The 26515-nt window shown below is 48.7% G+C and carries 25 protein-coding genes and 1 tRNA gene; 15 read left to right on the top strand and 11 right to left on the bottom strand.

The window, feature by feature from the left end; translation table 11 throughout:
• Window positions 1–23 precede the first annotated feature (23 nt).
• The 3 genes from ACJJIC_RS01015 (at window position 24) to ACJJIC_RS01005 (ending at window position 2455) form a co-directional block, all read left to right on the top strand.
• Window positions 24–1514: a rhomboid family intramembrane serine protease gene (locus ACJJIC_RS01015; protein WP_444908589.1), complete on the top strand. Its 1491-nt coding sequence runs from the start codon at window positions 24–26 to the stop codon at window positions 1512–1514.
• 86 nt (window positions 1515–1600) lie between these two features.
• A complete protein-coding gene (locus tag ACJJIC_RS01010) occupies window positions 1601–2068 on the top strand; it encodes a cupin domain-containing protein (protein WP_444883608.1) in 468 nt (155 codons plus the stop codon).
• Between the two features lie 21 nt (window positions 2069–2089).
• Entirely contained in the window at window positions 2090–2455 is a 366-nt protein-coding gene (locus ACJJIC_RS01005) for a thiol-disulfide oxidoreductase DCC family protein (RefSeq protein WP_445357813.1), read from the top strand.
• Window positions 2456–2564: 109 nt separating this feature from the next.
• Here the strand turns inward: ACJJIC_RS01005 and ACJJIC_RS01000 are convergent, their stop codons facing one another.
• A complete protein-coding gene (locus ACJJIC_RS01000; RefSeq protein WP_444908591.1) occupies window positions 2565–3980 on the bottom strand; it encodes a hypothetical protein in 1416 nt (471 codons plus the stop codon).
• Window positions 3981–4145: 165 nt separating this feature from the next.
• Here ACJJIC_RS01000 and pepB point away from each other — a divergent pair, with 165 nt between their 5' ends.
• From pepB to ACJJIC_RS00980, 4 genes are all read left to right on the top strand, one after another.
• Window positions 4146–5435 (top strand): aminopeptidase PepB, encoded by a 1290-nt coding sequence (gene pepB, locus ACJJIC_RS00995; RefSeq protein ID WP_444908592.1) that lies wholly within the window; start codon window positions 4146–4148, stop codon window positions 5433–5435.
• Window positions 5436–5671: 236 nt separating this feature from the next.
• Window positions 5672–6847: a DUF3667 domain-containing protein gene (locus tag ACJJIC_RS00990; RefSeq protein WP_444908593.1), complete on the top strand. Its 1176-nt coding sequence runs from the start codon at window positions 5672–5674 to the stop codon at window positions 6845–6847.
• A 139-nt stretch (window positions 6848–6986) separates the two neighbouring features.
• Window positions 6987–8111, top strand: a complete 1125-nt coding sequence (locus tag ACJJIC_RS00985) for a DUF3667 domain-containing protein (RefSeq protein WP_444908594.1) — start codon at window positions 6987–6989, stop codon at window positions 8109–8111.
• 382 nt (window positions 8112–8493) lie between these two features.
• Window positions 8494–9219: a CARDB domain-containing protein gene (locus tag ACJJIC_RS00980; RefSeq protein ID WP_445357812.1), complete on the top strand. Its 726-nt coding sequence runs from the start codon at window positions 8494–8496 to the stop codon at window positions 9217–9219.
• Window positions 9220–9248: 29 nt separating this feature from the next.
• Here ACJJIC_RS00980 and ACJJIC_RS00975 read toward each other — a convergent pair whose 3' ends face one another.
• On the bottom strand, window positions 9249–9524 hold the full coding sequence (locus ACJJIC_RS00975; RefSeq protein ID WP_444883615.1) for a hypothetical protein: 276 nt from the start codon (window positions 9522–9524) through the stop codon (window positions 9249–9251).
• A gap of 464 nt (window positions 9525–9988) precedes the next feature.
• Between ACJJIC_RS00975 and ACJJIC_RS00970 the strand changes: the two genes are divergently transcribed.
• From ACJJIC_RS00970 to ACJJIC_RS00960, 3 genes are all read left to right on the top strand, one after another.
• A complete protein-coding gene (locus tag ACJJIC_RS00970; RefSeq protein ID WP_445357811.1) occupies window positions 9989–10936 on the top strand; it encodes a GlxA family transcriptional regulator in 948 nt (315 codons plus the stop codon).
• Between the two features lie 532 nt (window positions 10937–11468).
• Window positions 11469–11903 carry an IS200/IS605 family transposase gene (tnpA, locus tag ACJJIC_RS00965; RefSeq protein WP_444908597.1) on the top strand — a complete coding sequence of 145 codons (435 nt, stop codon included), beginning with the start codon at window positions 11469–11471 and terminating at the stop codon, window positions 11901–11903.
• A gap of 36 nt (window positions 11904–11939) precedes the next feature.
• Complete coding sequence (locus ACJJIC_RS00960) at window positions 11940–12548, top strand: hypothetical protein (RefSeq protein ID WP_445357810.1); 609 nt, start codon at window positions 11940–11942, stop codon at window positions 12546–12548.
• Between the two features lie 158 nt (window positions 12549–12706).
• Here ACJJIC_RS00960 and ACJJIC_RS00955 read toward each other — a convergent pair whose 3' ends face one another.
• On the bottom strand, window positions 12707–13720 hold the full coding sequence (locus ACJJIC_RS00955; protein ID WP_445357809.1) for a zinc-dependent alcohol dehydrogenase family protein: 1014 nt from the start codon (window positions 13718–13720) through the stop codon (window positions 12707–12709).
• Window positions 13721–14462: 742 nt separating this feature from the next.
• Here ACJJIC_RS00955 and ACJJIC_RS00950 point away from each other — a divergent pair.
• Window positions 14463–14975 carry a hypothetical protein gene (locus ACJJIC_RS00950; protein WP_445357808.1) on the top strand — a complete coding sequence of 171 codons (513 nt, stop codon included), beginning with the start codon at window positions 14463–14465 and terminating at the stop codon, window positions 14973–14975.
• Window positions 14976–15331: 356 nt separating this feature from the next.
• Here the strand turns inward: ACJJIC_RS00950 and ACJJIC_RS00945 are convergent.
• The 6 genes from ACJJIC_RS00945 to rpsU form a co-directional block, all read right to left on the bottom strand.
• A tRNA-Ile gene (locus tag ACJJIC_RS00945) sits at window positions 15332–15408 on the bottom strand.
• 309 nt (window positions 15409–15717) lie between these two features.
• Window positions 15718–16137 carry a diacylglycerol kinase gene (locus ACJJIC_RS00940; protein ID WP_252084337.1) on the bottom strand — a complete coding sequence of 140 codons (420 nt, stop codon included), beginning with the start codon at window positions 16135–16137 and terminating at the stop codon, window positions 15718–15720.
• 90 nt (window positions 16138–16227) lie between these two features.
• Complete coding sequence (gene rpoD / locus ACJJIC_RS00935) at window positions 16228–18108, bottom strand: RNA polymerase sigma factor RpoD (RefSeq protein ID WP_444887903.1); 1881 nt, start codon at window positions 18106–18108, stop codon at window positions 16228–16230.
• A 195-nt stretch (window positions 18109–18303) separates the two neighbouring features.
• On the bottom strand, window positions 18304–20265 hold the full coding sequence (dnaG, locus tag ACJJIC_RS00930; RefSeq protein ID WP_444908601.1) for a DNA primase: 1962 nt from the start codon (window positions 20263–20265) through the stop codon (window positions 18304–18306).
• A gap of 24 nt (window positions 20266–20289) precedes the next feature.
• Window positions 20290–20736, bottom strand: coding sequence for a GatB/YqeY domain-containing protein (locus ACJJIC_RS00925; RefSeq protein WP_444883624.1), 447 nt, complete (start codon window positions 20734–20736; stop codon window positions 20290–20292).
• Between the two features lie 201 nt (window positions 20737–20937).
• Window positions 20938–21153: a 30S ribosomal protein S21 gene (gene rpsU / locus ACJJIC_RS00920; protein WP_020411530.1), complete on the bottom strand. Its 216-nt coding sequence runs from the start codon at window positions 21151–21153 to the stop codon at window positions 20938–20940.
• 173 nt (window positions 21154–21326) lie between these two features.
• Here rpsU and tsaD point away from each other — a divergent pair, with 173 nt between their 5' ends.
• Genes tsaD through folK form a run of 3 tightly spaced genes read left to right on the top strand, consistent with a single transcriptional unit; the run spans window position 21327 to window position 23290 of the window.
• A complete protein-coding gene (tsaD, locus tag ACJJIC_RS00915) occupies window positions 21327–22361 on the top strand; it encodes a tRNA (adenosine(37)-N6)-threonylcarbamoyltransferase complex transferase subunit TsaD (RefSeq protein ID WP_444908602.1) in 1035 nt (344 codons plus the stop codon).
• Between the two features lie 45 nt (window positions 22362–22406).
• Window positions 22407–22796: a dihydroneopterin aldolase gene (gene folB, locus ACJJIC_RS00910; RefSeq protein WP_444887906.1), complete on the top strand. Its 390-nt coding sequence runs from the start codon at window positions 22407–22409 to the stop codon at window positions 22794–22796.
• Between the two features lie 2 nt (window positions 22797–22798).
• Window positions 22799–23290 (top strand): 2-amino-4-hydroxy-6-hydroxymethyldihydropteridine diphosphokinase, encoded by a 492-nt coding sequence (folK, locus tag ACJJIC_RS00905; RefSeq protein ID WP_444899186.1) that lies wholly within the window; start codon window positions 22799–22801, stop codon window positions 23288–23290.
• Window positions 23291–23358: 68 nt separating this feature from the next.
• Here folK and ACJJIC_RS00900 read toward each other — a convergent pair whose 3' ends face one another.
• On the bottom strand, window positions 23359–24471 hold the full coding sequence (locus ACJJIC_RS00900) for an NADH:flavin oxidoreductase (protein WP_444908603.1): 1113 nt from the start codon (window positions 24469–24471) through the stop codon (window positions 23359–23361).
• A gap of 414 nt (window positions 24472–24885) precedes the next feature.
• On the opposite strand from ACJJIC_RS00900, the gene ACJJIC_RS00895 reads away from it, so the two are divergent.
• Window positions 24886–25347, top strand: coding sequence for a winged helix-turn-helix transcriptional regulator (locus ACJJIC_RS00895; protein ID WP_444908604.1), 462 nt, complete (start codon window positions 24886–24888; stop codon window positions 25345–25347).
• A gap of 21 nt (window positions 25348–25368) precedes the next feature.
• On the opposite strand, the gene ACJJIC_RS00890 is transcribed toward ACJJIC_RS00895, so the two are convergent.
• Entirely contained in the window at window positions 25369–26427 is a 1059-nt protein-coding gene (locus tag ACJJIC_RS00890) for a type 1 glutamine amidotransferase domain-containing protein (RefSeq protein WP_444908605.1), read from the bottom strand.
• Window positions 26428–26515 lie beyond the last annotated feature (88 nt).

Here is a 26515-nt window from a genome sequence, read left to right as displayed (position 1 = left end):
TATTTTCCAAGCGGCCGACGGTGATGTCGGCCCCATCCCTGTTATTTTTATTGCAGCGTTTTGCTATTGGGCGTTCGTGCAATATCTACAAGGAACTGCCCGTGCTAATAATCCCGATCCAGAATAAACCAGACTGGCGCCGACCTCCTCTGATGTGCTTTGTGCTAATCCTCGCCAACTTACTGGTATTTATGTTCTACCAGGGCGGTGACGATGCCCGCTGGCAGCAGGCTGAGGAATATTACTTCGACAGTGACTTACCGGATCTGGAGGAGCAGCGCTTCCTGATTTATGTCAATGAGGAGCATCCCGAGTGGCGCCTGCAGATGGATGTAGAGGGCGAGGAATTTGTCTATCGGGAACTACTGTGGAATACGGAATTTCACCAGTGGCTACTGCCCAGGCTGGAACAGGAGGGGCAAACCCAGTGGTTACAGCAGCGCCAGTATTTTGCCGGGCTGCGCGACAAGATTAGCAGCATGGCCCTGGGTCTGACGCCGGCGGAACCCAGTGCGGCTGGACTTTTAGGTCATATGTTTTTACACGGCAGCTGGGATCACCTGATTGGCAATATGGTGTTTTTGCTGCTGTTTGGCTTATCGGTTGAGCTGGCGCTGGGGGGGCTTTGGTTTATCGCCCTTTATCTTCTCGGTGGCTTGGCTGCGGCTAGCCTGCATATGTTGGTTGAATCGGGTAGTTATGTACCTATGGTCGGTGCTTCTGGCGCTGTATCGGCGATTATGGGGATGTTCGTTGCTATATACGGAGTGCGGCGCTTGCGCTTTTTTTACACCATCGGATTTATGTTTGGCGAGTTCAGTGCACCGGCTCTGATGGTGTTGCCCCTGTGGCTGGGTAAGGAAGTGTTTGGCTACCTATATGGTGATGCCGGGATCGCCTATTGGGCCCATACCGGCGGCTTGCTGGCTGGATTTGTTCTGGCCTTACTGTTGATTTACTGGCGACCACCGTTAAAGGCGATGCCGCAGGAAGAAGAGGAACTACCATCCCCGCAAAAGAGCGCGCTGGCGCGCATCGATCGATTCCAGGAAGAGGGTAAGCTGCTCGAAGCCGCAGAGGCTGCGGCCTCCGCAGTACGTCAGTATCCCGACCACCTACCGCTGATACAGCGCTTTATCGAGTTGACCGCGATTAATCCCGATAGTGAGGCGTATCACCGAGCCAATTTGGCGCTATTTACCCAGGCGGCCAACCCAACAGTTGATGCTCGTATTATTTCCGACGGTTATTACAGTTACCTGCAAACTACGCAGAAGCCTCGAGCCCTAACCGCCAAAACTTGCCTGCTGATGGCGCGCCGCGCTGCTGAAGCCAAAAACTGGCCCTGGCTCGATGAACTCTTGAACAAGCTTATTGCGCAAAAAGTACAGCACCCGTTGATACCCAAATTAGGTATGACTCTGGTGAATTATTACCGACGTCTGGGCGAAGAGGGGCGCGCGCGGGAAATGAAGGCGTTAACCCAGGGGATGGAAATATCTGGACAGCCCTAGAGGATAAAAACCTGTTTATTAAAATACATTGGCAGTTAGACAGATCCCAGTAAGCATCCATAAGATCAAATTGGCAGGGGAGCCTTATGAATAAATATATTCTTAAAAAAGAACAAATCCTGGATATGGAGGGGGAGCACAAGGTGCACTTCCTCAACCCGAATGCAGTGCGCCGCAATAAATCCTTGGGAGACATGACCGGGATAAGTGGCTTTGGCTTTCACATTATTGAAATAGAGCCTGGGTACGAATCCACAGAGTATCACTGCCACAAATTTGAAGATGAATGTGTCTATATCCTGCAGGGGCAGGCTTCAGTATTCATCGGCGAAGAAAACTATATAGTGGGTGAAGGGGACTTTATCGGATATCCGGCTAATGGCCTTCCCCATGTGATGAAAAATACCGGAAACGATATTCTGCGCTGTATCGTAGTGGGCCAGCGCCTGGATCATGATGTGGCAGACTACCCCAATAAGAATAAGAGGATTTACCGTAATAAGGGGTTGCCGTGGGAACTAGTGGATCATAAAGATATCGAGCACCCTCGTTAACTCCACAGACAGAGATTCTGTATGGCCACAAAAGTACGTGTTTTCTACAATTCTGCCTGTCCGGTATGCGATGCGGGTATCCGTGCTCAGAAGAAGAAAAACACCACTTGCGGTGTGGAGTGGGAAGATGTTCACCTTGATAATGCCAAAGCACAGCAGCTCGATGTGGACCTGGAATTTGTGCGAGAGCGCTTGCACGTGATTGATACACAGGGGCACCTGCGAGTGGGTTACGAAGCATTTATAGCGATTTGGGAGAACTCTCCCAGTGAGCAGTGGAAAGCAAGGTTTTCAAAAACACCGGGTCTGCGATGGTGTCTTAACAAAATCTATAATGGCTTTGCCCGCTGCCTCTATCTATGGAATAGGGCTTTAAAGCACTGGTGAGATTGCTTCTGATTTTCTGCCGAGTGGAATAAACGGATAGAGAAAGCACGCAACCCTCTCCTGGAAACGTGCTATCGGTACAGGCTACTGACTCGTTGACCCTATGAATTTATTGGTGTGTGTTCTCTGAACTATTTAGTACTTTCCACAGAGTATCGATTTGATTGCGTAGAGTGCTGTTAGGGAATTTCTGTCTAATGAATTGCAGTAATTTCCTGGCCAGGTCTTCGCGGTTCAGCCCATCCATATATACCTGCGCCAGCAGCAGGTAAGCCGCATCCAGCTGTGGATAACTTTCTTTGTGTAGATTGTTCAATAATTGCGCCGCCAGCTGGTATTTGTGCTGTTGGTAGAGCACCTTGGCTAGGGTGTGGCGAAGCTCGGGTTTTACAATAGGGGGGGCCGGCTCGGTGGCCAGGTAAAGTTCCGCCGCTTTGTGTGGCCGGTTGAGTTGTATGAACTTATCCAGTAAATGGGGGCCGAGTTCCCGCAGGGCTTTTTGGTCCTGGGTTGCCAGTAGCAAGCGGTAGTAGCGTTCGTTGAGGACTTCATCATTGGGGTAGCGGCGCAAGCCATCTACCAGCGCCTGCCGTGCGGCTGGAAGATTCGATTCGCGCATTAAAATCTGTGCATCGGCCAAAGCGCGTGCGCGGTTGAATTCGTCCTCTTCCAGAAAGGTACTTTCGTCATCCAGTTCGGCCTGAATACCCAGTTTTTGCTGCCGCGACAGGCAGATGTAACCCATCATGGCGCTAGTCACGATATAGAAATAGGTAGTCGTGGCTGCAATCACCGGGCCCAGGGACCAGGGGGGTAGCTTTTCAATAGCAATGGCCATCAGCAGGTTGGGTGCGGCGGAAACCGCAGTGGTGGTAATCCACAACAGCCAGTAGGGCCAGCCGATAATCAAAGTGAATTGCAGTAACTTAAGTGGATTGATCGCCGCACGCAGGCTGTGTTCAAGGGCCAGTACAATCATCGCTGCCGGCGCAAATAGGAAGAGGGCAAAAGCATAAAGCTGCACGGCACCCATACCGAAAGAGAAGAGCTTGTAACCAACAAAACCGGCAATCAAGGTCATAGCGATGACTTTCAAGAACAGCGGTGCACTATTACCGTCCAGGGCATCGCCGATTCCGGGAGCTTCCAACTGGCCACTGGCAAGCCGCTCGATAACCAGCAAGTTGTAGCGGCTCACCAGGGCAACGATGCCCACCAGGGCCACGATTGCTAAAAGACCCAGGCCTGAGATTAGTAAACTAGCTGCAGCTGCCAGTGCTATGATCGCCAGGGGACCTGGTTTTAAGGCGTAGAGAAAATAAAAAATTCCCATCTGCCAAAAGGGCTTAGCACTGTTGCTGGCACCGATATACTCCACTAGATCGCGACACAACGGACACTCGGGTCCAAGGCCCTGATAGTTGGCACTGGAGCCTGGGATACATTCGCTACAGTATTTGCGCTGACAGGGTTGGCACTGCCAGGATGCATCGGCACTGGAATGGTAGCGGCAGGATTCAGCCATGAATTTTCCCTAAAAACTTTTCTTCCTGAAGGTTTATTGTGTTTCTTTCTAACAGTTTATCTGCCGTCATCGTGGCGGCGCAATCGTCGAGTATTTTTGATGTACTGTTAGAATGCAGCGTGAATCCCAATAAAATTGGCACACAAGTTTCAAAAAAGGTGTTGTATGACAAAAGCTATGCGCGTTCATTTGGTGGAAGGCACTGCAGGAGGACCCTGGGGCGAGGCGGCGTTACTCAGTTTTAATGGCAGCGAAGCTCATATCCATATTGGTGCGGCCAAAGGTGCTGCACTGGTGGCGGCGCAACGCGCGGCTCGGCGCCTCGATGGCATGGGAATCAATGAGGTGATACTCAGCGGTGAGGGTTGGGATATCGAAAGTCGCTGGGCTTTCTGGGGCGGTTATTTTAATCCACGTATCAATAATAAAATCCACTGGGGCAGCGAGGATACTGGCGAGCTAAAAGAACTGGCAGCACGTGAAAATGCTGCGTGTTGGGTCCGCGAGATTACCAATGGCACGCCGGATGATGTTTCTCCCAGGGTGCTGGCGGAGAGCGCGGCGGAAATGCTACAGAAGCTTGCCCCGAGCGCAGTTAACTATCGCATAGTGGCCGGCGATGACTTGCTGCGCGATGGTTTTGTTGGTATCCACAATGTGGGCCGTGGTAGCGTGCGCGAGCCGGTCATGTTACAGCTCGACTACAACCCTACAGGCAATGCGGATGCTGAGGTGGATATCTGTCTGGTGGGCAAAGGGATCACCTTCGATTCCGGTGGCTACAGCATTAAGCCCTCAAGCAACATGGCCACCATGAAATCTGATATGGGCGGTGCCGCTATGGTGACTGGAGGCCTCGCGCTGGCCATTGCGCGTGGTCTGGAAAAAAGAGTGAAGCTGTACCTTTGCTGTGCGGAGAACCTGGTTTCCGGCCACGCATTTAAGTTGGGCGATATTATTGAATACAAGAATGGTGTCACCGTTGAAGTGCTGAATACCGATGCGGAAGGGCGTCTGGTATTAGCGGATGGCCTACTCGCCGCAGGGGAAGATAAGCCTCGCTTTGTTTTGGATGCCGCTACCCTGACGGGTGCTGCCAAAATGGCTGTAGGCCGCGACTTTAATTCAGTCTTCAGTTTTGAAGATGAAATGGCACAGAAGGTACTGAATGCCGCAGCACAGGAGAATGAGAAGGCCTGGCGCTTGCCACTGGAGCCCTTCCATCTGGAGCAGACCCCCTCTAACTTTGCCGATATTTCTAATATAGGCGCTGACGGTAGCCCTGGGGCTTCAACTGCGGCGGCCTTCCTTGCTCGTTTTGTATCGGAGGAGGGCCGCAACTGGGTGCATATAGATCTCTCTGGCTCTTACCAGCCAAGTGCCAATGACCTTTGGGCCGCTGGTGCCAAGGGACATGGCTTGAGAACTATTGCTCGTTTCCTACTGGATAATTAATACCCAGCAATTACTGCCAAAAGCCTTGCAAAACGCGCCTAAAATTGGCGCGTTTCTATTTTTTCCTGACCTGCGCCTGTAAATTTTCACGAAATTATATTCCTTTTGAAAGCTTTAATCAGTGAACTTTCACTAGTTGAGGTTTTTTTAATTTAGCTCGTTAATTGGGACTTGGGCTCATAAATACGTTTTGTGTAATTCGGAAATTTATTTTAAATGTCGAGGGGTAATAGGTAATGAGTACTACGGCATCCGCAAATCATTCTGCTCAAAAATCAAATCGTTGTGCTAACTGCGAAACTGAACTTTTGGGACCTCACTGTTACAAGTGTGGTCAGCCGGTCAAGGGGATGGTGCGTCATTTCTCTTCCATAATTGGAGACTTTTTTGACACTCTACTGGCATTTGACTCGCGTACATGGAAAACAGTGCCGTCTTTATTCTTTCGACCTGGATTTTTAACTACTGAATATTTTTCAGGTCGTAGAGTCCGCTATGTGAGTCCTGTAAGGTTGTTTATTTTTCTTTGTATCACCAGTTTTTTTGTTACTCAGATTAATAGTGACTGGGCTATTAACTTTGGTGGCAATAAATCTGTAGTTGTGGATACGGAGTCTGCCGAAAGAGGTCTTGATCAGGCTGTTGAGAATTTAAAAGACCTCCAAAAAAAACATGCGGAAGACAATTTGGTGGTCATCAATTTAAAGGAGGTAGAGTCTGACCTTGTTGAAGAACGCATTGAAATTAAGGCGGGTTTAGACGAACTGAATACGGATCTAGATAAAGTTAATGTCAATCTGAACGGTGTTACAGGGGCATCAAAGCAATCCGAATATTTCACTAAGGATGCTATTGCTTCGGGGCTAAATGAAACTATTACCGAAATAGATGAAGAGTTTTTTCAAGTTGGCTGGCTTCCTGATTCTTTGGAAGATTGGGTTAATAAAAAAGTAGACAGTGCCCATAAAAATGTAGAACGAGTCACTGAAGATCCAAATCGACTTAAGAAAGCATTTCTGGGAGCCTTGCCTTCTACTTTAATAATCATGTTGCCAATTTTCGCCATGATGTTGTGGGTAGCTTATATCTTCAAACGTCGACTTTATATGGAGCATTTAATTGTTGCACTGCACAGTCATGCTTTTATTTGTTTAAGTATTTTAACTGCCAATCTGTTTTACAGCGCAAGCGAAAAGTTTTCTGATTACAATGTAATCTCTTCGCTTTTTGATAATCTGTTTTTTCTGCTAATTTTTTGGGTCCCCATTTATCTATTTTGGATGCAAAAGCGTATATATCAGCAGGGGTGGCTTATTACCTTATGTAAATACTCTTTTCTGGGAGGGGCTTATTTGATTTTGCTGGCCTTGGGTGCGGCTTTGACTGTTCTCTGGAGCTTGGCAGAGCTTTAGTGCTAGTTTTTAGCTATTCGTGAAATAAAACAAATTGATCAGTGGTTAGTATTTTTTGGACGTTCTTCACATAATAAGATGCAAAGAAGTAGAACGTTTTTATGGTTGATACCTAGAAGTAGAAAAAAGGATAGAGGTAATGAGTTGTTCAGAAACAGTGGAGCATATAAAAGGAAGTGTTGCTGAATGTGCAAACTGCAAGACCGAACTTTTGGGGCCACACTGTTATTCTTGTGGTCAGCCTGTAAAAGGAATGGTGCGCCAATTTTCTAACATAATCGGGGATTTTTTTGACACATTACTAGCGCTTGATTCGCGTATAGTACGCACTCTGGCGCCTTTGCTGTTTCGTCCTGGTTTTCTAACAGTCGAGTATTTTGCTGGACGGCGGGTACGTTATGTCAGCCCAGTACGTTTGTTTATTTTCTTATGTATAACAACCTTTTTTACAATTCAGCTTAGCACTGATTGGAAGGATTATTCATCTGAGAATGATGAGACTGTGGTTGAGGAAGTATCTGATATAAAGCAGCCCCTTGATGAAGGGAGAAATACTATATCAGACACATCAAATCAGGATGTCGAGACTGAGTTTTTGCCGAATGAGGCTCCAAAGAAAAAAGTTGGTGAAATAATCGATGAATTTCAGAGGGCTGAGCCCAAATTGGTAGTTGATATTTTTGATAGTGAAGAGGATGATCATTGCAATGTAAAGGTTGGTGGAGCTTGCTGGGATAACAAAGCGGAACGCCCAAGATTTTCAGGTGTACCACAATCCCTGGTGGATAGCGTGGCTGAATTCTTGCTAAAGATCGAAAAAAATAGTGATCTAGTTGAAGCTGATCCCAATCGTTTCAAGAAGATTTTTCTTGGCTCTTTACCTTCCACACTATTTATTATGCTGCCTATTTTTGCATTCATGTTATGGGTGCTTTATCTGTTCAAGCGAAGGTTATATATGGAACACTTAATTGTTGCATTACATAGCCATGCATTTATTAGTTTGGCACTATTACTGACGACTCTTCTACTTAATGTTCAGGGTTGGTTTGGCGGTTATCCATGGGTTGAGCAGATCACGTGGAGTTTAATATCTATCCTTGTCTTTTGGATACCTGTATATCTTTTAATCATGCAAAAGCGTTTATATAGGCAAGGTTGGATTATGACTTTGATTAAGTATTCTTTCTTAGCTGTTGTGTATCCGCTAATGCTTTCAATTGGAGCTACATTGGCAGTTTTATACAGCGTCGCAGAATTTTAGTATTTCCTGTTTATTTTCGGATTTTCTCACTCAGTAGTAATTAGGGTGCTAGGGTATTAAAAATACACGTTTAATACCCTTGATTATAAGAGGATAAGTTAATGTGGATGGATTAGGATATATGCTTTGTATCTTGGTTATATTTACATTTCTCTAGCGCTGAAGTGTCTTAATTATAAAACTGAATTTAAAATTAAAAAAATCATGATAAATAAGAGAGCTGCAACTGTTTAAGATTAAATTCCGCCAATATTTTCCAGCTATATATAGATATTCCATAAGGTCGCTTTACAATCTCTCCAGCCAATAGAATGTAGTTTTTATTTGATATGTGGTTGAAGGGTAAAATAGTTAGTAAAAAAAATACTTTATGGAGGGTAACATGTTGAGACTGATAATCAGTTTTTTAGCTAGTTTACTGACTTTGATTTTTGCGATAATCAGTTATGCAGATCCGATTCAGGATATAAGTATGCAGAACTATAATGCTGGTTGGTACCCTAACTTCTATCAAGGTCAGGGTCCATTTACCTGTCGTAGAACTTGTGCAATTTGGGTCGGTGCTACATCAGAATCTGAACTGACAAAGGAGATGACAGAGGAGTTTGAACAAACCAATGTTTGTAAAATCACTCGCAATCCAGAGATTATTGAAAAGCCATATGATGATCCATTGGCCCATTGGTTATATGGTAATCAATTTGACGACGAAGCTAATTGTTATGCGGGTACACCCTTTGGAGTAATTGAAGATGATCACTACATGTGCTTATGTGTATGTGATAAACCAGACCTGATCGTGAGCAAAATTCATGATCCAATCTGGGACTCTGGTTCAGGGCAATCCCTGATTGCTGTAGATATCACCAATGTCGGGCAAATGGCAGCTGCCGCAAGTTTTGCTCGCCTGATCGATCCCGATACTTTGGCCAATGATGTTCAAGCAATCCCAGCCTTAGCCGTTAGTGCGACGATAACCCTCAACTTTACCTTGAATTATTGGGTATTTGATCCTGATGCGGTGCTGGAAGTGACCGCAGACTATAAAAACATCGTGGAGGAATGCGATGAAACTAACAATACGCAGATTTATAAAAAGCAAGGTTAAAGTATATCTTATTAGTGTTCGACAATAAATTAACGAGCTAGGTGAACATTAATTACCTCACAGTTCTCCTTACCTACTGTAGCCGTTGGCATACCACCACCCTTGATATTGATATCGGACTTTTTGGGGATAATGATGTACATACGATGATAGTTACGTAATACGTAGTCTTTCTTGTTTGCGCTCAACCAAGGGTATTCGTTTGCAATGGCGGCTACCCCCCTTGCCAGGGCAATACCATCGGTACAATTATTTGGTGTGGTGGTGGCCATAACCATGGCTAGTAGGGCAGATGAAAAGAGCATAAATCTTGTTCTTTGGCCGAAGTCGGGGTAATCGAGGCACTAAGCTGTCACTCGGGAAGTATAACTAAGTCGGCTACAGAGCTGTAGTGATCTATACCAGAGTTTTGTCAATCTATACTCTCTCACAGCAGAGTGACAGGTCTATACCGGTCACTCTGCTAAACCTATTTTCCCTCATGAATTCTCAACTATCCCCATACGGATTTCTTTGCTTTGCAATATCTCCATTTGATTATCCACTTCGACGGTTCTCTGTTGAAACTATAAAAGGAGAAATTTGAAGGAATGAGTACTTATGAATAGCGAATATCTGTGGCTTGCGACACGAGTACATAAGATGGCATGGAAAATGAAGCTGTTACCCACAGCGTATTTTGCGTTGCAATCGGCATGTCTGTTTTTGTCGTAATTGCGTCTTTTGTGACATTTCTAGAGGAGTAGAATAGGTACAAGGAGGAATTGCTATGAGCAAAAAGATTGGTTTTTTCATTGCCGATGGTTTTCAGGCCCTGGACTTATTTGGCCCCTTGGATGCATTTATGGAGACTAACAGTTTTATCAGTGAGGCCTATTCTTGCTATTTATTAGGTTTGTCTTCAGGGGTTGTTGAAACAGCGTATGGACAATCCCTTTCTGTAGACTGCGATATCTTTGAATTACCACAAGTCGATTACTTGGTCATTTGTGGCGGTGTTGGAATGCGGCAATTGGAACTGAGCTCGAAGCAACTCAATGCTTTGAGGCTGATAGCTGAAAGTGCCCGTAGGGTAATGAGTATCTGTACCGGTGCTTTTATTCTGGCAAAGATTTTTCCTGAACAGAGTCATAGAGTTACTACACATTGGCGACATTGCCGACAATTGGCACAACAGGCAGTTAATTATCAAGTAGAAGAAGACCCGCTGTTTATTGAAAGTGAAGGAATCTGGTCTTCCGCCGGTGTTTTATCCGGTGTCGACCTAGCCTTAGAGATCATCCGCAGAGACCACGGCAATACTATTGCTGCGAGTGTTGCCAAAGAACTGGTGGTCTACTTACAGCGCCGTGGTGGTCAGGCGCAGTACTCAGACTTATTACAGGTACAATCTGGCGATAGCATGCGTCTCAACCCATTGCTGGAGTGGTTAGCTCAAGATTATCAAAAACCTATCAGTGTCTCCGATATGGCCGAGAGAATATCTATCAGTGAGCGCCAGTTAACTCGCTTGTTCAAGCGTCATTTACACAGCACGCCTAGCCAGTATTTAAATCAAATTCGTCTCAACCGGGCGCGGGACCTGATTACTTGCGAGTCCTTGAGCTTGGAGCAAGTAGCTCTAAGAGTGGGCTTTTCCAGTTACGATAGTTTTCGCCGGGCCTTTCACCTTCAGTTTGGGGTCTCTCCCTCATATTTCAGCCGGAATCAAGCATAAAACAAAGATTATTTTTAATTATCTACTTGTTATTTTTTTCATATAAAGCCAACACACTTGAAACTGAGAAGGTTAGTTTGTGGAAGGAAGATATACAGTAATTACAGAAGTTAATTGAAACACATCATATAGATCCGCTTGTTAATGTTGATAAATATGAATTCTATGAGCAAATTCATAATCTACTTAAATCTCTGCCAGATATGAATGAAGCAGAAGTAGAGGTGGGAATAATGCGTTTAATGCGTAGTATTGGCAAAGTTTCTTTATGGCACTGGCATTATTGATGGACAAGATGAGGTGACTTACCAGTTTTTAAAAGATGGTAGATCTATCTCAATGAAAGTGCACTCTGTGCCTATGGAAAAATTTGGTGGGTTGAGCACACAGTATCCGGTTTTGGTTCCTGATATTAATTAACACACTGGTAAACCACCGCCTCTGGCGGTGAGACTTGACAAGGCTCAGCCGTTCCGGCGTGCAGAGTAAAAATATGGCCTCCATGAACGGGCAAGTTCTAGAAGGAGGCCATATGCGAGATTGGCAGTGCCAAGCTCACGTGAAACATTATTGCAGGTACCACGTGGTATTTGTGCCCAAGTATCGAAAGAAAGCGTTATTTGGGACATTGAGGCGGGAGATTGGAGCAATATTCCGAGACTTATGTCGTCAAAAGGGCATTGAGTTAGTCGAGGGGTACGCAATGAGGGATCACATTCATATGCTGTTAATGATTCCTCCGAAGTTTAGTGTTTCCAATACGGTTGGGTTTCTGAAAGGAAAATCTGCGATCCAGATATTTCGGAAGTACAAGCATGTACAGAGAAATTTCATAGGAAGACACTTTTGGGCTCGGGGTTACTGCGTGAGTACAGTGGGGCTTGATGAGCAGATGATTCGAGAGTACATCAAGAATCAAGAGGTCGAAGAACGCCGGCAAGAGCAGATTCAACTAGCGGGGTTGTAACTAGCCCCTCTGGGGGCTTTCACCATACCACCCGCTATGCGGGTGGTTGCTGATTATTTTAATATCGACTTGTCTGGTATCCGCCTGGCTTTACTAAGAAAGTACGACGCAGTTTACGTGGACTTTGATAGTTATCCAGATTTACGTGGTCTTCAAGAGCAGTGTGAGAATATTGTTGATATCATACGTGGTAGTAGAGTTCAGAATCTTGTTATCGATTTTCGAGATAATCATGGCGGGGATTTTTACGTAGGCTTGGCTCTCTCCTCCTGTATTAAAAATTTGGATCAATTCGATTGGCGCAATGGTATATATGTAATGATTGATGAGGGTACTCAATCAGCAGCGATGAGTAATGCGGCCCAGTATCAGCAAATTCTCAATGCCAACCTGGTGGGTACTCCGACAGGTGCCGATCCTAATATAGCCTCTGAAACTAACCGTTTTAAGCTTAAAAACTCGAAGATAGAGATAAGTATTGCCAAGCGCTATTATTGCTTTATTCAATCTCCTACCGATGCGCTCTACCCTGATTTTCCGATGACGACAAGCTGGCGTGACTATAAGCAGGGTAGAGACGAAGCACTATTACAGTTACTAAATCATATTCAAGAAAAGGATCGTGAAAATCAGGTAAAGTCATAGTAAATATTGACTTTCATTGTGCTGAAAAAATAATACACTGCACTCGAAATTTTATTAGGTATCAATACTCATTGAGCGCATACATGATTTTATTCATGATAAATTCCGATAGCAGTGTATTACTCGTTTTCTAGGGAATAGCTCTCTAAAATAAACGGCTACCACTCCACACAAATCTTACCAAAGTGCGAACCGCTGGTTTGGTACTCAAAAGCTTCCTCAAGATTGGCAAACGGAAATGTCTTATCGATAACTGGATGCACTGTGTTGCTTTCCAATGCCGCAACATAATTCTGCTGTTCACGGCGATTTCCCACAACCAGCCCTTGAAGGCGTGCTTGTTTTCCCATCAGTAATGCTGTTGGGACTTCTCCCTCTCTGCCAGTTAGCACCCCAATGAGGGAAATGTGCCCCCCCACCCTAACCGACTGAATGGATTGTTCCAAAGTGGCGGGCCCACCCACCTCGATAATATGATCGGCCCCTTTGCCATGGGTTAACTCCAGTACTTTTTCTGACCACTGTGTATGGGTCCTGTAATTAATCCCGTGAGTTGCCCCCAGCTTCTTGGCGCGTTCTAGTTTCTCATCGGAGGATGAGGTCACAATTACTTGGGCGCCCAACATATTGGCAATTTGAATTACGGCAATAGATACGCCGCCAGTACCAAGGGTTAAAATTATATCTCCTGGTTTAACCTTGCCATCGCTGACCAAGGCCCTCCAGGCCGTGAGGCCCGCTGTGGTAATAGTGGCAGATTCAGTATGGCTCCAGCCCTTGGGTGCCAGGGTAAATGCAGTGGCATCACGTACTACATGCTGGGCTGCCATTCCATCAATGCCATCTCCGGGTGTATTGGCGAAGCCCCAAACATTGTGGCATGCCGGCCCTGCCTGCCATTGGGGAAAAAAGCAGGAAACCACGGAATCACCGATCTTAAATTCGGTGACACCCTCACCAACGGCCTCAACTGTTCCTGCACCATCAGACATTAAAATACGGCCATCTTCGGTAGATATACTGCCGTCGGCAACCAGCAAATCATGGAAGTTGAGCGAGGATGCGCCAATGGCAACACGGATCTGCCCAGGCCCTGGCTTGCCGGGGTCATTAATTTCGCTCAGAGAGATATTTTCAAGACCGCCAGGTGCTTTTAGCGTCAGAGCTTTCATTATGTTCTTCCTTTAATCTTAAGAGCCTTTATTCTCAGGCCTTCTAGCCAATCTTGATGGCCATTAATCATAGGATTAGGTTGGGTTATCACTAATTCAATGGCAGGCAACCGATTCTGTGCTTCTTATCTGAGGATATTATTAACCAGGCGTACTGAACATCCATATCAAGCTGCAGGTGCTGACTATTGTTTAACTGGTGCAGTATATCCTACATAGCGCGCTTCAACCGGAAATTGAGAATTTAAAATATACTTTGTGTACCTTTACTTAATTCAGGTCCCTGCCCATTCTGGAATTGGACATTTACAGAGTTAATAGGCATGGAGTAGTGGCCACCCATCAGTTATAGCTGGCTTTGAGATAAAATTTACCTAGAGCAATGGTTATTGGGTAATCCTGAGAGAAGCTCTGAACCAGATTATTTTACTCATTGTGGTCTTGGTAATGTTGATGACGGTCAATCACTTTTCTCTGCAGAGTTACCAATATATTCTTTAATCTCACGACTCTTCTGTATGGCGTTGAAGGGGTCATAGGGCTATATACTTCAAATTTTTATTCATTATTCTCTATGAGAAAATCTTATATCTAACTGAAGGTTTAAGTACTTGCAATATATTTATTTGGGTGTTTAAAAGGTCTAGAAATTAAAAATTATTTGAATGGAAAGAAGCTGGCGTTATTTTCTGCTGCTATAAGTATTTAGTTGGTATACGTCTCTGGGAAACTGGTATAGCTCATGACAAAGACTTTTAATGGGAATAAGTTGTTGATAGCTCTGATTGTATCTTTATCTGTAGAAAATTTTGCGTATTCTGAGAGTTACGATACGGGCGATGAGCGTGATTGGTTGTTGAATGCAGAAAATGATAGAGGTCGCTTTATTTTGCTGCAAAATTATCTTGGTGGTTTTTCTGTTTCCATGTGGGAAGTAGGGGATCGTTACAAAACCATATATTCGGCACTTCAGAATGAGAACTTTGACCTAGCTATATATCATTGGAAAAAAATTAAAGCTGTCATTGAGAATGGTTACCTAAAACGTCCTGCCCGGAGGGCAAATTCGGATGCAATTTTTATAAACTCAACATATGAAGCTGTACTTAGTGCATTTGAGACCAGGGATATAAAAAAAGCCTGGCAAGGATTTTCCAATGCCCGCTCTGCATGTATGACATGTCATGTCGCCGAAAAAATACCTTGGATGAATGATCAAAATTTATTTAGAGATACTGCTGTTTCAAATAACTGAATACTATTTTTAATGGTTTACTGAGAGGATTGAGCACCCTACTTGAAATTACAACACTTTGACTAGTTGTTAGGAGTAGTCTTGATATAGATCTATTCATAATAGTTCAGGCTTCTAATCGCTCTCTATCAGTGGTGAATATCATCCGCTGTAAAAGTTTTTATGACCTTCTATGTTTCTTGGAGATTTTGGTGGTGATGGCGGATTAATAGTTTGATGTTTGAATTTACTGGGCTTTAGAAAAGGTGTGATATATCGCTAGCTACTTCAACGTTGGGAGTGCGTAAGTGGGTGCTTTTCCTAGACGCCTAGAAACCCAGTGAGTCACATGAGAAGGGATTAATTGGGGATTAAAATGGTGGGCCCTCCGGGACTCGAACCCAGGACCTGCCGATTATGAGTCGGATGCTCTAACCAACTGAGCTAAGGGCCCACACTTTGCTTGCGGGTATCGTTGCAAGCGGTTGGGCAAAGTACAAGATTTTTCCTTTCAAATCAATGCCTTTGTGGCAGAAATTTCTTCTTGTCGTGTTTGCACAACAACGTCAATCTCAGTAGCTATTATTTGAGCGGTCTTTAAATTTTAACTTCCCAGCCTAGAAAGTAAGGGATGGATATCCCATTTTGAGCTTGTTGGTACGCCTGTTCAGTTTGTTGGTGTTAGTTAGTACCATTGTTCAGGTTATAGAAGGGGAGGCGTAGCCTCCCTTTTTTTATAACTAACGATTTTCAAATAGTGCGGTTAAATCGGCAACTTGGGAATCACAATACAACCCCAGACGATAAACCACATTAACAGGGCCACTGCTACTGCGGCAGAGCCGGTGTCTTTGGCGATCTTGGCCAGTGGGTGCTTCTCAGCTCCTATGCGGTCCACAGTGGCTTCAATAGCGCTATTGATAAGCTCCAAAGGCAATACCACCAGGCTAACAGCTATCAATACGGCGCGTTCAGCCGGGGTGTCTCCTACCCATAGGGCAAAAGGGACAAAGAAGATAGCGAGGATAACTTCAATACGAAAGGCTTCCTCATTACGCCAGGCGGCGCTGAGACCTTCGCTTGAATATTTGGCGGCGGCAATCAGGCGGGCAATGCCTTTTTTGCCTGGCTTGTTGGCGACTTCTTCAGACTCTTCCGGTTTATTGGCGACTTCTTTTTGCATGCTGCTCTCCTGCCATCCGTAGACCCTTGCGGGCGGTCATGATTGTGTCACATAAAAAAGCCCGGTCGAACCGGGCTTTTTCGTGGGGGCTTACTCGTCGAGGAAGCTCCGCAGGTGCTCTGATCGGGATGGGTGCCTCAGCTTACGCAGGGCCTTAGCCTCGATCTGGCGAATACGTTCACGGGTTACATCGAACTGCTTACCCACCTCTTCCAGGGTGTGGTCGGTGTTCATGTCGATACCGAAGCGCATACGCAGTACCTTGGCTTCACGCGCGGTTAGGCCGGAGAGCACGGAGCGGGTGGCGTCGTGCAGGCCGGTCTGGGTGGCGGTGTCCACCGGGGAGGACTGGTTCTGGTCCTCAATAAAGTCACCCAGGTGCGAGTCTTCATCGTCACCGATAGGAGTTTCCATGGAAATGGGCTCCTTGGCGATTTTGAGAACCTTGCGCACCTTGTCTTCCGGCATATCCATGCGCTCGCCCAGCTCCTCCGGCGTGGGTTCGCGCCCCATTTCCTGTAGCATTTGGCGGCTGATACGGTTGAGCTTGTTGATAGTCTCAATCATATGCACCGGGATACGAATGGTACGTGCCTGGTCTGCGATAGAGCGGGTAATAGCCTGGCGAATCCACCAGGTGGCGTAGGTGGAGAACTTATAGCCACGGCGGTATTCGAACTTATCCACCGCCTTCATTAGGCCGATATTGCCCTCCTGAATCAGGTCCAGGAACTGCAGGCCGCGATTGGTGTACTTCTTGGCGATAGAGATAACCAGGCGTAGGTTAGCTTCAACCATTTCCTTTTTAGCGCGGCGGGAGCGGGCCTCGCCAATGGACATACGGCGGTTGATCTCTTTGATCTGGCCTACGTCTAGACCGGAGCGCTCTTGGCACTGGGCCAGCTTGCGTTGCGCGCGAACGATATCGTCTACGACATGACGCAGGGCGTCAGAGTAGTCGCGCTTCTTTTTGATGATCGCGGGGATCCACTCTTCATTGGTTTCGTTGCCGGGAAATTCCTTGATAAAGGTCTTGCGCGGCATACGTGCACGCTTGATGCACAAATTCATAGTGATGCGCTCTTGCCTGCGCACACTATCGAGAATATCGCGAACTTCGCCGTAGAGAGGATCGAACTGGCGTGGTGCCAGTTTGAAGTAGCGGAATACCTCGGCGACGGCTTCCAAAGCAGTACCGGCTTCCTTGGAGTCGCGACCGTGGGCGGCGATGGCCTCATCGGCGGCTTTCTGCGCAGCGATCAGCGCATTCATGCGCTCGGCCAGCTCCTCTGGGTCGAGACCGCCGGCGTTTTCCTCTTCTTCCTCGCTGGAGGAATCGTCGGCGTCGTCCGAGTCATCGTCCTCTTCGCCTTCGCTTTCAGAGGACTCGCTGCTGTTGTCGCTTACTACAGCGGCTTGGCCAGCCTGGGCTCCGGGGGGCACATCTTCTGCTGGGTCGAGCCAGCCGGCGATGACATCGGGGATACGGCGCTCCTCTTTCTCGATGAGCGCGTATTCATCGATGATTTGCTGTACTGCGCCAGGCCAGTAGGCGAGGGCGGCCATCAGCTCGCGCAGGCCCTCTTCGATACGCTTGGCAATGGCGATTTCGCCCTCGCGCGTGAGCAGCTCTACAGTGCCCATTTCGCGCATATACATGCGTACCGGATCGGTGGTGCGGCCTACATCAGACTCAACTGCGGCCAGTGCGGCGGCGGCTTCGGCTGCGGCGATTTCGTCGGCGGAGCTGTCACCCTCGGCCATCAACAACTCTTCGGCATCTGGTGCGCTTTCGAACACCTTGATACCCATGTCGTTGATCATGCCAATAATGTCTTCCACCTGATCGGGATCGGAAATATCTTCCGGGAGGTGGTCATTTACCTCGGCATAGGTGAGATAGCCCTGCTCTTTACCGCGGGCGATCAACTCCTTGATACGGGAGGTTTGTTGCTGGGTTTTGTCGGTCATGCACAACCCTGAATTCTGGGGATGAAAATACGGGACAAAGACGCGGGATTATAGCGTATATGCACTAGCAATAACCACTCTAGCTGTCAAGCAACGGCTTTGGTGTGAATTTTAGGGTGCTGAGGTTCCCGTTCCCGCCCGGCGGGGTGAGTGAATATAGTGTTGAGGCCGCAGTTTTCAAGGGGTTATTGCAGATTAATTGTCTTTTCTGCGCCAGTTGGCCAATAAAGCCAGTTGTTCTTCCTGACTGAGCTGGGCACCGGCTTTTAACTGGGCCAAGAGATCGCGATTGCGCTGCTTGGCATCGGATTTTTCTAGGTGACGTAGACAGTCGTTAAATTCAGCCTGGGGATCGTATTCCAGGTTGCTATCGCCTTGGGCTAGGTGACGAACCCCGGAAACTAGGGGAGATATCGCCAGCTTAGCCAGAATATCGCTGGATTCGGCGCCGTGATGGGCGCGCCAGTGGCCGATCAATTGGCGAAAGTTAAGTTGTGGGCGGCTCTTGAAAAGCTCCACCAGCTGAGCAAATAGCAGCAGGTCTGGGTTGTCGGCGCCGAGGAACTGTTGCAAGTCCTCAATCTGCGTGGCCAGCTCGGGGTGGTGGAGGATCAGCGCTACCAGCATACGTTCAGGAGGTAGGCGATACTGGCCGGTGCGGCGTGGGCTGTCCCCAAGTGTGGGGGAATATTCAGATTCGTCTTCGCGGGGCCAGGGTTCCGGTGGGGTGCGGTGTTGGAGTTCCTCATCCTGCTCGGTAGAGAGGGGTGCGCCGGTGACAGTTGGCTGTGCCTGTGCTTGCTGTAACTGGGTGTTGCGAGCCTTCTCCGCGTGAATCACCTCCTGCAGAGTGTCTTTGTCGAGTCCGGTACGCGAGGCCAGCTGCTGGAACATCAGTTGGCGATATACGCCTCCTGGCAGCAAATCCAGCAGTGGGGCGGCCAGCTTGGACAGGCGCGCGCGGCCGTCCATGGTCTGGAGGTTGATGTCTTCGCTGAGCAGGTCGAAGAGAAAGTCCTCCAGGGGGCGGGCCTGCTCTTCTATCAGTTGCTGGAAACGTTCTCCACCCAGTTGCCGCACCAGAGTGTCGGGGTCTTCGCCTTCCGGCAGCAACAAAAAGCGTAGGCTGCGGCCGTCCTGCATATGGGGCAGGGCAGATTCCAGTGCGCGGCGGGCGGCGGCGCGGCCGGCGCGGTCACCATCAAAACAGAATAGCAATTCACTAGTATGGCGAAAGGCCAGCTGAATGTGCTCTTCGCCGCAGGCGGTGCCAAGGGTGGCGACGGCGTAGCGGATATCGAACTGTGCCAGGGCCACTACATCCATATAGCCCTCCACCACGATCAAGCGCTCTAAGTTGCGATTGGCCTGGCGCGCCTCCCACAGGCCGTAGAGTTCACGGCTCTTGTGGAAAATCGGGGTTTCCGGGGAGTTGAGGTACTTGGGCTTTTCGTCCCCCAATACCCGGCCGCCAAAGGCGATGGTGCGGCCGCGCTGGTCGCGAATGGGGAAGATGATACGGTTACGGAAGCGGTCGTAGTGATGACGCCCGCCTGGTTTGCTGTTGCCGTCACTGTCCTGGCGACGAATGGCGAGTCCTGCCAGTTCAAGCTGGTCGGCTTTTTCGGGAGTGTCGGCCAGGGCGTTGAGCAGGTTGTCCCAGCCCGGTGGTGCCAAGCCGATGTCGAAATCTCGGGCAATCTCCCCGGATAATCCGCGATTGCGCAAGTAGGCCACTGCGTTACCTGCTGCAGGGTGGTTGCGTAGCTGTTCACGGTAGAATTCTGCAGCTTTTTCCGCCAGTAGATAGAGGGATTGGCTTTCCCTCTGGCGCTTTTCCTGCCCGGGAGCCAATGCCTCTCTGGGTACTTCCAAGCCGCGGGTGGCTGCCAGTTTTTCCACGGCTTCGGGAAATGGCAGGCGATCGTATTCCATCAGGAAGCCGATTGCATTGCCGTTGGCGCCACAGCCGAAGCAGTAGTAGAACTGCTTGTCTGGGCTCACGGTAAAGGATGGGGTTTTTTCGTCGTGGAAGGGGCAGCAGGCGGAGTAGTTTTTTCCGGTCTTGCGCAGTTTTACCCTACTGTCCACCAGCTCGACGATATCTGCGCGGGCGAGCAGGTCGTCGATAAAGTGCTGGGGGATCTTGCTGGGCATACTTTTCTGTAATCCGGCTGGGCGTTAGGCCAGTCGGGCCTTAACCAATTTGCTGACTGCGCCCATATCTGCACGGCCTTGAACCTGGGGCTTCACCTGGGCAATCACTTTACCCATGTCGGCCATACCGCTGGCCCCGGTGCTCTGCACGGCGGAAGCGACAATTTCGCTAATCTCCGCTTCGGTCAACTGCTTGGGCAGGAACTCTTGGATGACTTCGATCTCCGCCTGTTCCACTGCAGCCAGCTCGGCGCGGCCGGCCTTTTCATACTGGGTGATGGAGTCGCGGCGCTGTTTGGTCATCTTGTCCAGCAGAGCGAGGATACGCGCGTCATCCAGATCGATGCGCTCATCCACTTCAACTCGTTTGATCTCAGCATTGATTAAACGCAGGGTGGCAAGACGCTCTTTGTCGCGTGCTTTCATTGCGTCTTTGGTCGCTTGAGTCAGGGTGTCCTTGAGAGTGCTCATAGTGAGTGTTCCGGGATTGGCATTGATTGTGGTTTATTGGGTTGAGCGCTAAGGATAGCGCGTCCGCCGAGCATGGAGAATGCGGTTGGCAGAACGAAAAACGGCGCGCGAGTAGGGCTCGCACGCCGTTCTTTATAGCTCCGCTACGGGCTAAGCCCGTCCGGCCGCCTCGCTGCGACAGGCTTATTCAGCCTGCGGCTCTTAGTAGAGACGCTGGAACTTGCGGTTTTCGCGCTGAAGCTTTTTAGCGTGACGCTTAACAGCGGCAGCAGCTTTGCGCTTACGAACAGCGGTGGGCTTCTCGTAGAACTCGCGACGACGTACTTCAGACAGTACGCCTGCTTTTTCACAGGAGCGCTTGAAGCGGCGCAGAGCGATATCGAAAGGTTCGTTGTCTTTGATTCGTACAGAGGGCATTAGGATACCTGTTAAAATTCGTTTCTCTCGGCCATTCCGGCAATGCTCTCGCAGTTGCATCCGGTGGCCGGTTCACAGCGAGGGCGCAAATTCTAAACACTCCTATACGGGATCGCAACCCCATTTTCCAGTATGATAACCGCCCCTCGAAGTAGTCACGAGAATGAAATCAAGTGCGCGTCCTCGGTATAGAAACTTCCTGCGATGAAACTGGCGTCGCTATCTACGATTCTGAGTCCGGTCTGCTCGGCCATGCTCTATTTAGTCAGGTTGACCTGCACGCCGATTACGGCGGTGTAGTCCCTGAACTGGCAAGCCGCGACCATGTGCGCAAGCTGTTGCCGTTGGTACGGCAGGTAATGGCGAAGACCAATACCAAGCCTTCCGATTTGGGGGGTGTAGCTTATACCGCCGGTCCAGGCTTGGTTGGCGCCCTGATGGTGGGCGCCTGTGCCGGCCGCGCCCTGGCGTATGGCTGGGGGGTGCCCGCTGTGGCGGTGCATCATATGGAGGGGCATTTATTAGCTCCGATGCTGGAGGACAATCCACCGGCTTTTCCTTTTGTGGCCTTGCTGGTCTCTGGTGGTCATACCCAATTAGTCGAAGTGCGCGGTCTTGGCGACTACGAACTGATGGGGGAATCCCTGGACGATGCCGCTGGCGAAGCTTTTGACAAGGCCGCCAAGATGCTCGATCTGGACTACCCCGGTGGTCCGCGATTGGCAGCCTTGGCTGAGAAAGGTGATCCCAAGCGCTTTACATTCCCTCGCCCTATGACGGATCGACCGGGGCTGGATTTCAGCTTTTCGGGCTTAAAAACCTTCACCCTGACCACTGTGCGTCAGCACGCCCTCGAAGATGGCCTGCCGGATGAACAGACCTGTGCGGATATTGCGGCAGCCTTCCAAGAGGCGGTCGTGGATACTCTAGTGATTAAATGTCGTCGTGCAATTAAAGCCTCTGGTTATAAAACTCTGGTAATTGCCGGTGGGGTTTCCGCGAATAAGTTGTTGCGTGAACGTTTGGAAATGAGCCTGCGCAAGGATAGTGCCAGCGTCTACTACCCCCGTCATGAGTTTTGCACCGATAACGGCGCTATGATCGCCTATGCCGGTAGTCTGCGTTTGCAAGCCGGAGAACAGACGAGCCTTGCAGTTGATGTGCGTCCACGTTGGCCAATGACAGAATTGCCCAAGACCGAACTTTAAGAAATCCCAGGGGCATCCTGGCAGTAAAAAGAAAAGAGCCGATAAATGGATATTGTTTATATACGGGATTTAAAGGTGAATACCATTATCGGTATTTACGAGTGGGAGCGGGAAGTACGCCAGACTGTCAGCCTTGATATAGAAATGGCTTTCGATATCAGCGAGGCGGCGCGTACAGACAATATCGAGCACACACTTAACTATAAGGCGGTGGCCAAGCGCTTGATCGCTTTTATTGAAAGCAGCGAGTTCTTGCTGGTGGAAACTATGGCGGAACAGGCTGCGGCAATTGTCAGGGAAGAGTTTTCCGTAAGCTGGCTGCGACTGCGTTTGTCCAAGCCGGGTGCGGTCCGAGGGTCCAGGGATGTGGGTGTCATTATTGAGCGTGGCGAAAGGCCAGCAAAAGGTGCAGCAGCGATGTCTGCGGGAGTGTAAACGTGGCTCAGGTGTATCTTAGCCTCGGCAGTAATATCAATCGCGCGCAATATATCCGCGCAGCGCTGGATGCCCTTGCAGGACAGTTTGGCGACTTGAAGGTGTCTCAGGTTTTCGAGAGCGAAGCGGTAGGATTCCCAGGGGATAATTTTTACAATCTGGTGGTGGGGCTACAAACTGACCTGCCAGTAGGACAGCTGGCCCTGTGTCTGCGTGGTATCGAAGATGCCAACGGCCGCCTGCGCTCTGGACCTAAATTCAGTGCGCGCACCCTGGATATTGATATTCTTACCTATGATCAACTTACGGGGACTATCGATGGAGTGAAATTGCCTCGAGGTGAGATTGTAAAAAATGCCTTTGTTTTACAGCCTCTGGCAGAGATTGCTCCGGAAGTATTGCATCCGATCGAGCAGAAAACTTACCGTCAGTTGTGGAATGAGTACGACCAGGCTTCACAAAAATTGTGGCCGGTAGAATTTATTTGGCCGTGATTCCAATAATTTTTTAAAAAATGTAGATAAAAAGCAGCCTTTAGAGGCTGCTTTTTTGTCAGTAAAAATTAACTCAGGCTCATTAGTGCCTCTTTGGTAAACGGAGTGATTTCCTCCGCGCGATCTTCACGTACCTTAGCGAACCAGTGTGAGTCTTGTAATAGTGCGCGGCCAACGGCAATCAGGTCGAACTCCTGGTTGTCCATACGACGAGTTAGTTCGCCTAGATCGGTAGGGTTGGCAGTACCGCCCATGCCCTGGTTATTGCCGCCGATAAAATCATCGTCAAGGCCGACACTGCCGACAGAAATTACTGGTTTTCCAGTCAGCTCCTTGGTCCAGCCTGCCAGGTTGAGATCAGAACCCTCAAATTCTGGCACCCAGAAGCGTCTTGTAGAAGCGTGGAAAATATCAACGCCGGCTTCAAGTAGCGGAGTCAGGAAGCGTTTCAGTTCTTCCGGGTTTTGCGCCAACTTGGCTTCGTAATCCTGCTGCTTCCATTGGGAGTAGCGCAGCACTATGGCGAAATCTTCGCCTACGGCCTCACGTACCGCTTTGATAATTTCCACTGCAAAGCGGGTGCGATTTTCGATGGAGCCACCGTACTCGTCATCGCGTTGGTTGGTACCTTCCCAGAAAAACTGGTCGATCAGGTAGCCGTGGGCGCCGTGAATCTCTACGCCGTCAAACCCAATTTCCTTGGCTGCTTTCGCCGCGTCTGCAAAAGCTTGTACAACTTCCCGAATGTCCTCTTTGCTCATCGCCTGGCCATTGGGCTTGCCGGGTTTGAACAGGCCTGAGGGGGAGTAGCCGGGTACTGATTTATCCGGGCCTGTGCCCTCTTTGCGCACGGAGCCTACGTGCCATAACTGCGGGATAATCTGGCCACCGGCAGCGTGTACTTCGTCTACCACTTTTTTCCAGCCGGCGAGAGCGGCTTCACCGTAGATTGCCGGTACATTCTCGTAGCCGTTGGCAGCTTTATGATTAACGAAGGTGCCTTCGGTAATAATCAGTCCCACTTCACCTTCAGCTCGACGGCGGTAATAGCCGGCCACTTGGTCATTGGCTGTATAGCCCGGTGACATAGTGCGTGTCATGGGGGCCATTGCGACCCGGTTGCGCAGCTTTAGGGATTTATGCTCGAAAGGACGCAGTAGGTTGTCCAGGGAACCACTCATATTTCTCTCCTGAATGTCTCGATTCAACACTGGGACTCACTGGTCCCACTAGGTCACAATTAAAATGGTTGCGTTATAAGACCTTATTTTAAGGTTGAGTTCAATATCTGGTTTCGTATTGCAACTCTTTTGTCGGTATAATGGCTAGGGAGCCTCTGAATAACTCCGTAATGCCTCTGCGGGCCATGAAGGCTGCAGATGTTAGGCGCAGCTCGCCGCGAATGGCTCAGTCCTTTGCAAGAGCTGCAACGCAGCAGCTGTGGCCTTCAAGGCCCGCCCTTCGGGGCTTGCAGAGCGATTCACACTCCGCGTTGCGACTTCTTGAAAGGTCTAGACATTCTTGCGAAGCCGCGCCTTTATTGTGAACCGCTCTGCATGCCAGAGGTATCACGGAGTTATTTAGAGGCTCCCTATATGTCACGTAAACGCTTTGATGATCTGGATTGCTCCCTGGCTTGCGCCCTAAATGAGGTGGGGGACTGGTGGTCCCTGCTGATAATTAAGCAGGCGATGCTGGGTACCCGCCGTTTTGTGGATTTCCAAAGAAGCCTGGGAATTGCCAAAAATATCCTTGTGGATCGGTTATCCCGTCTGGTGGAAAACGAGGTTCTGGTGCGCTTTGATGCGGGTGAACACGGCACTCGCTACGAGTACCGCTTAACGGAAAAAGGTCGGGACTTGTTTACGGTGGTAATCGCCCTACGCCAGTGGAATCTGCGCTGGAACGGCAATAAAGATGGGATGCATCTGGTCGATAAAAAAAATGGTGAGCCTATCTCCGAAGTGGCTGTGCAGAATGCCCAGGGACAAAAACTCAGTATTCGCGATGTATTATTTGTGGATGAAAATGGCCAGCCCCTAGAGCAGGCTGGCTAGTTGGCTTTTTGAGGGGCTCAATCAATCCTGGCTCTTGGACAGCAGTCTGATTATGTCCAGAGCCCTGCCCGGCTCCCAACGCATAACAGAGATAACGCCGTGCATGGCCAGTAGGCGCTGGTCTATTTTCCCCTTCTTCTGAAGCTTTTGTAATTTCTCTGTGGCCTCGGTAAAGCCACTCTGCTCATAAGTGAGTAGTAATTTGACGGTCTGCTCCGCCGGAGTGATTTGGCGTGGAACAGGGGTGTACCCCATCGCGCTTACCATACTCTCAGCCGCCAGCCAGGTGGACCAGGGGTTTTGCCCGGTAATAAGCTGGCCATCCACGCTGACTTGTTCCAGGTAAGTGGGCCCAGCCTGAAAAAACGCGCCTTGCTCACGTAAGCGATCCTCAAGCAGGAATGGAAATCGTTGCTCGGCGTCAGGGATAAGAAAAAGCTCCTCTTCGTTAGTAAAAGCACTGATCTGCCGATCGGCGATTAAGAGCTTGCCATTATCCAGGGTGACATTGGCAAGGGCTGCTGGCCCGTGGCATACCGCTCCGATAATTTTGCCGCTGTTATAGATTTCCCGCACCAGGGACTGGATATGGGGATTGTCAGGGAAATCGAACATAGTGCCTTTACCGCCGACAAAAAATACGGCCTGGTAATCCTCTGCTGATACCTGATCGATAGGAATACTGTTGTTGACCTTTTGTTGTGCCTCCGGGTCATTGAGAAAGGCATAGTCGAAAGGCCCCAGATCATCTTTATCGATCACCGCAGGCGGTTTGCCGCCTTTGGGACTGGCAATATCGATAATAAATCCGTTGGCTGAAAAGATGTAATAGGGGCGTGCCAGTTCAGTTAATTCATAACCAGTTGCCTTGCCACTATCTCCCATCGTTTCAGTACTGGTGACAACAGCTAAGATTTTTCCTCGGCTTTCCCTGGGTAATTGTTGTAAATACGGCAGGTCACTTACTGTCGTAGTGGAAAAGTCCTGCTCTTGGGGTGGAATTAGGCCCTTAATCCAAATAATAAAACCAAAAAATACGGACAAAGTCAGTGCCAGGGAAATAACAATTTTCTTCAACATATTAATCTCCAAAATTGCAGTAGTAGACGGAAAATCTTCTAGTGAGTTCGTAGGAGAATAAGGGATGGAAGGTGAAATTCAGGTGAGA

The sequence above is a fragment of the Microbulbifer mixtoriginis (SeqCode) genome, assembly GCF_052468275.1.
Note: the sequence above shows the minus strand (reverse complement) of the source record. Positions and strands in the feature narration are given on the sequence as shown.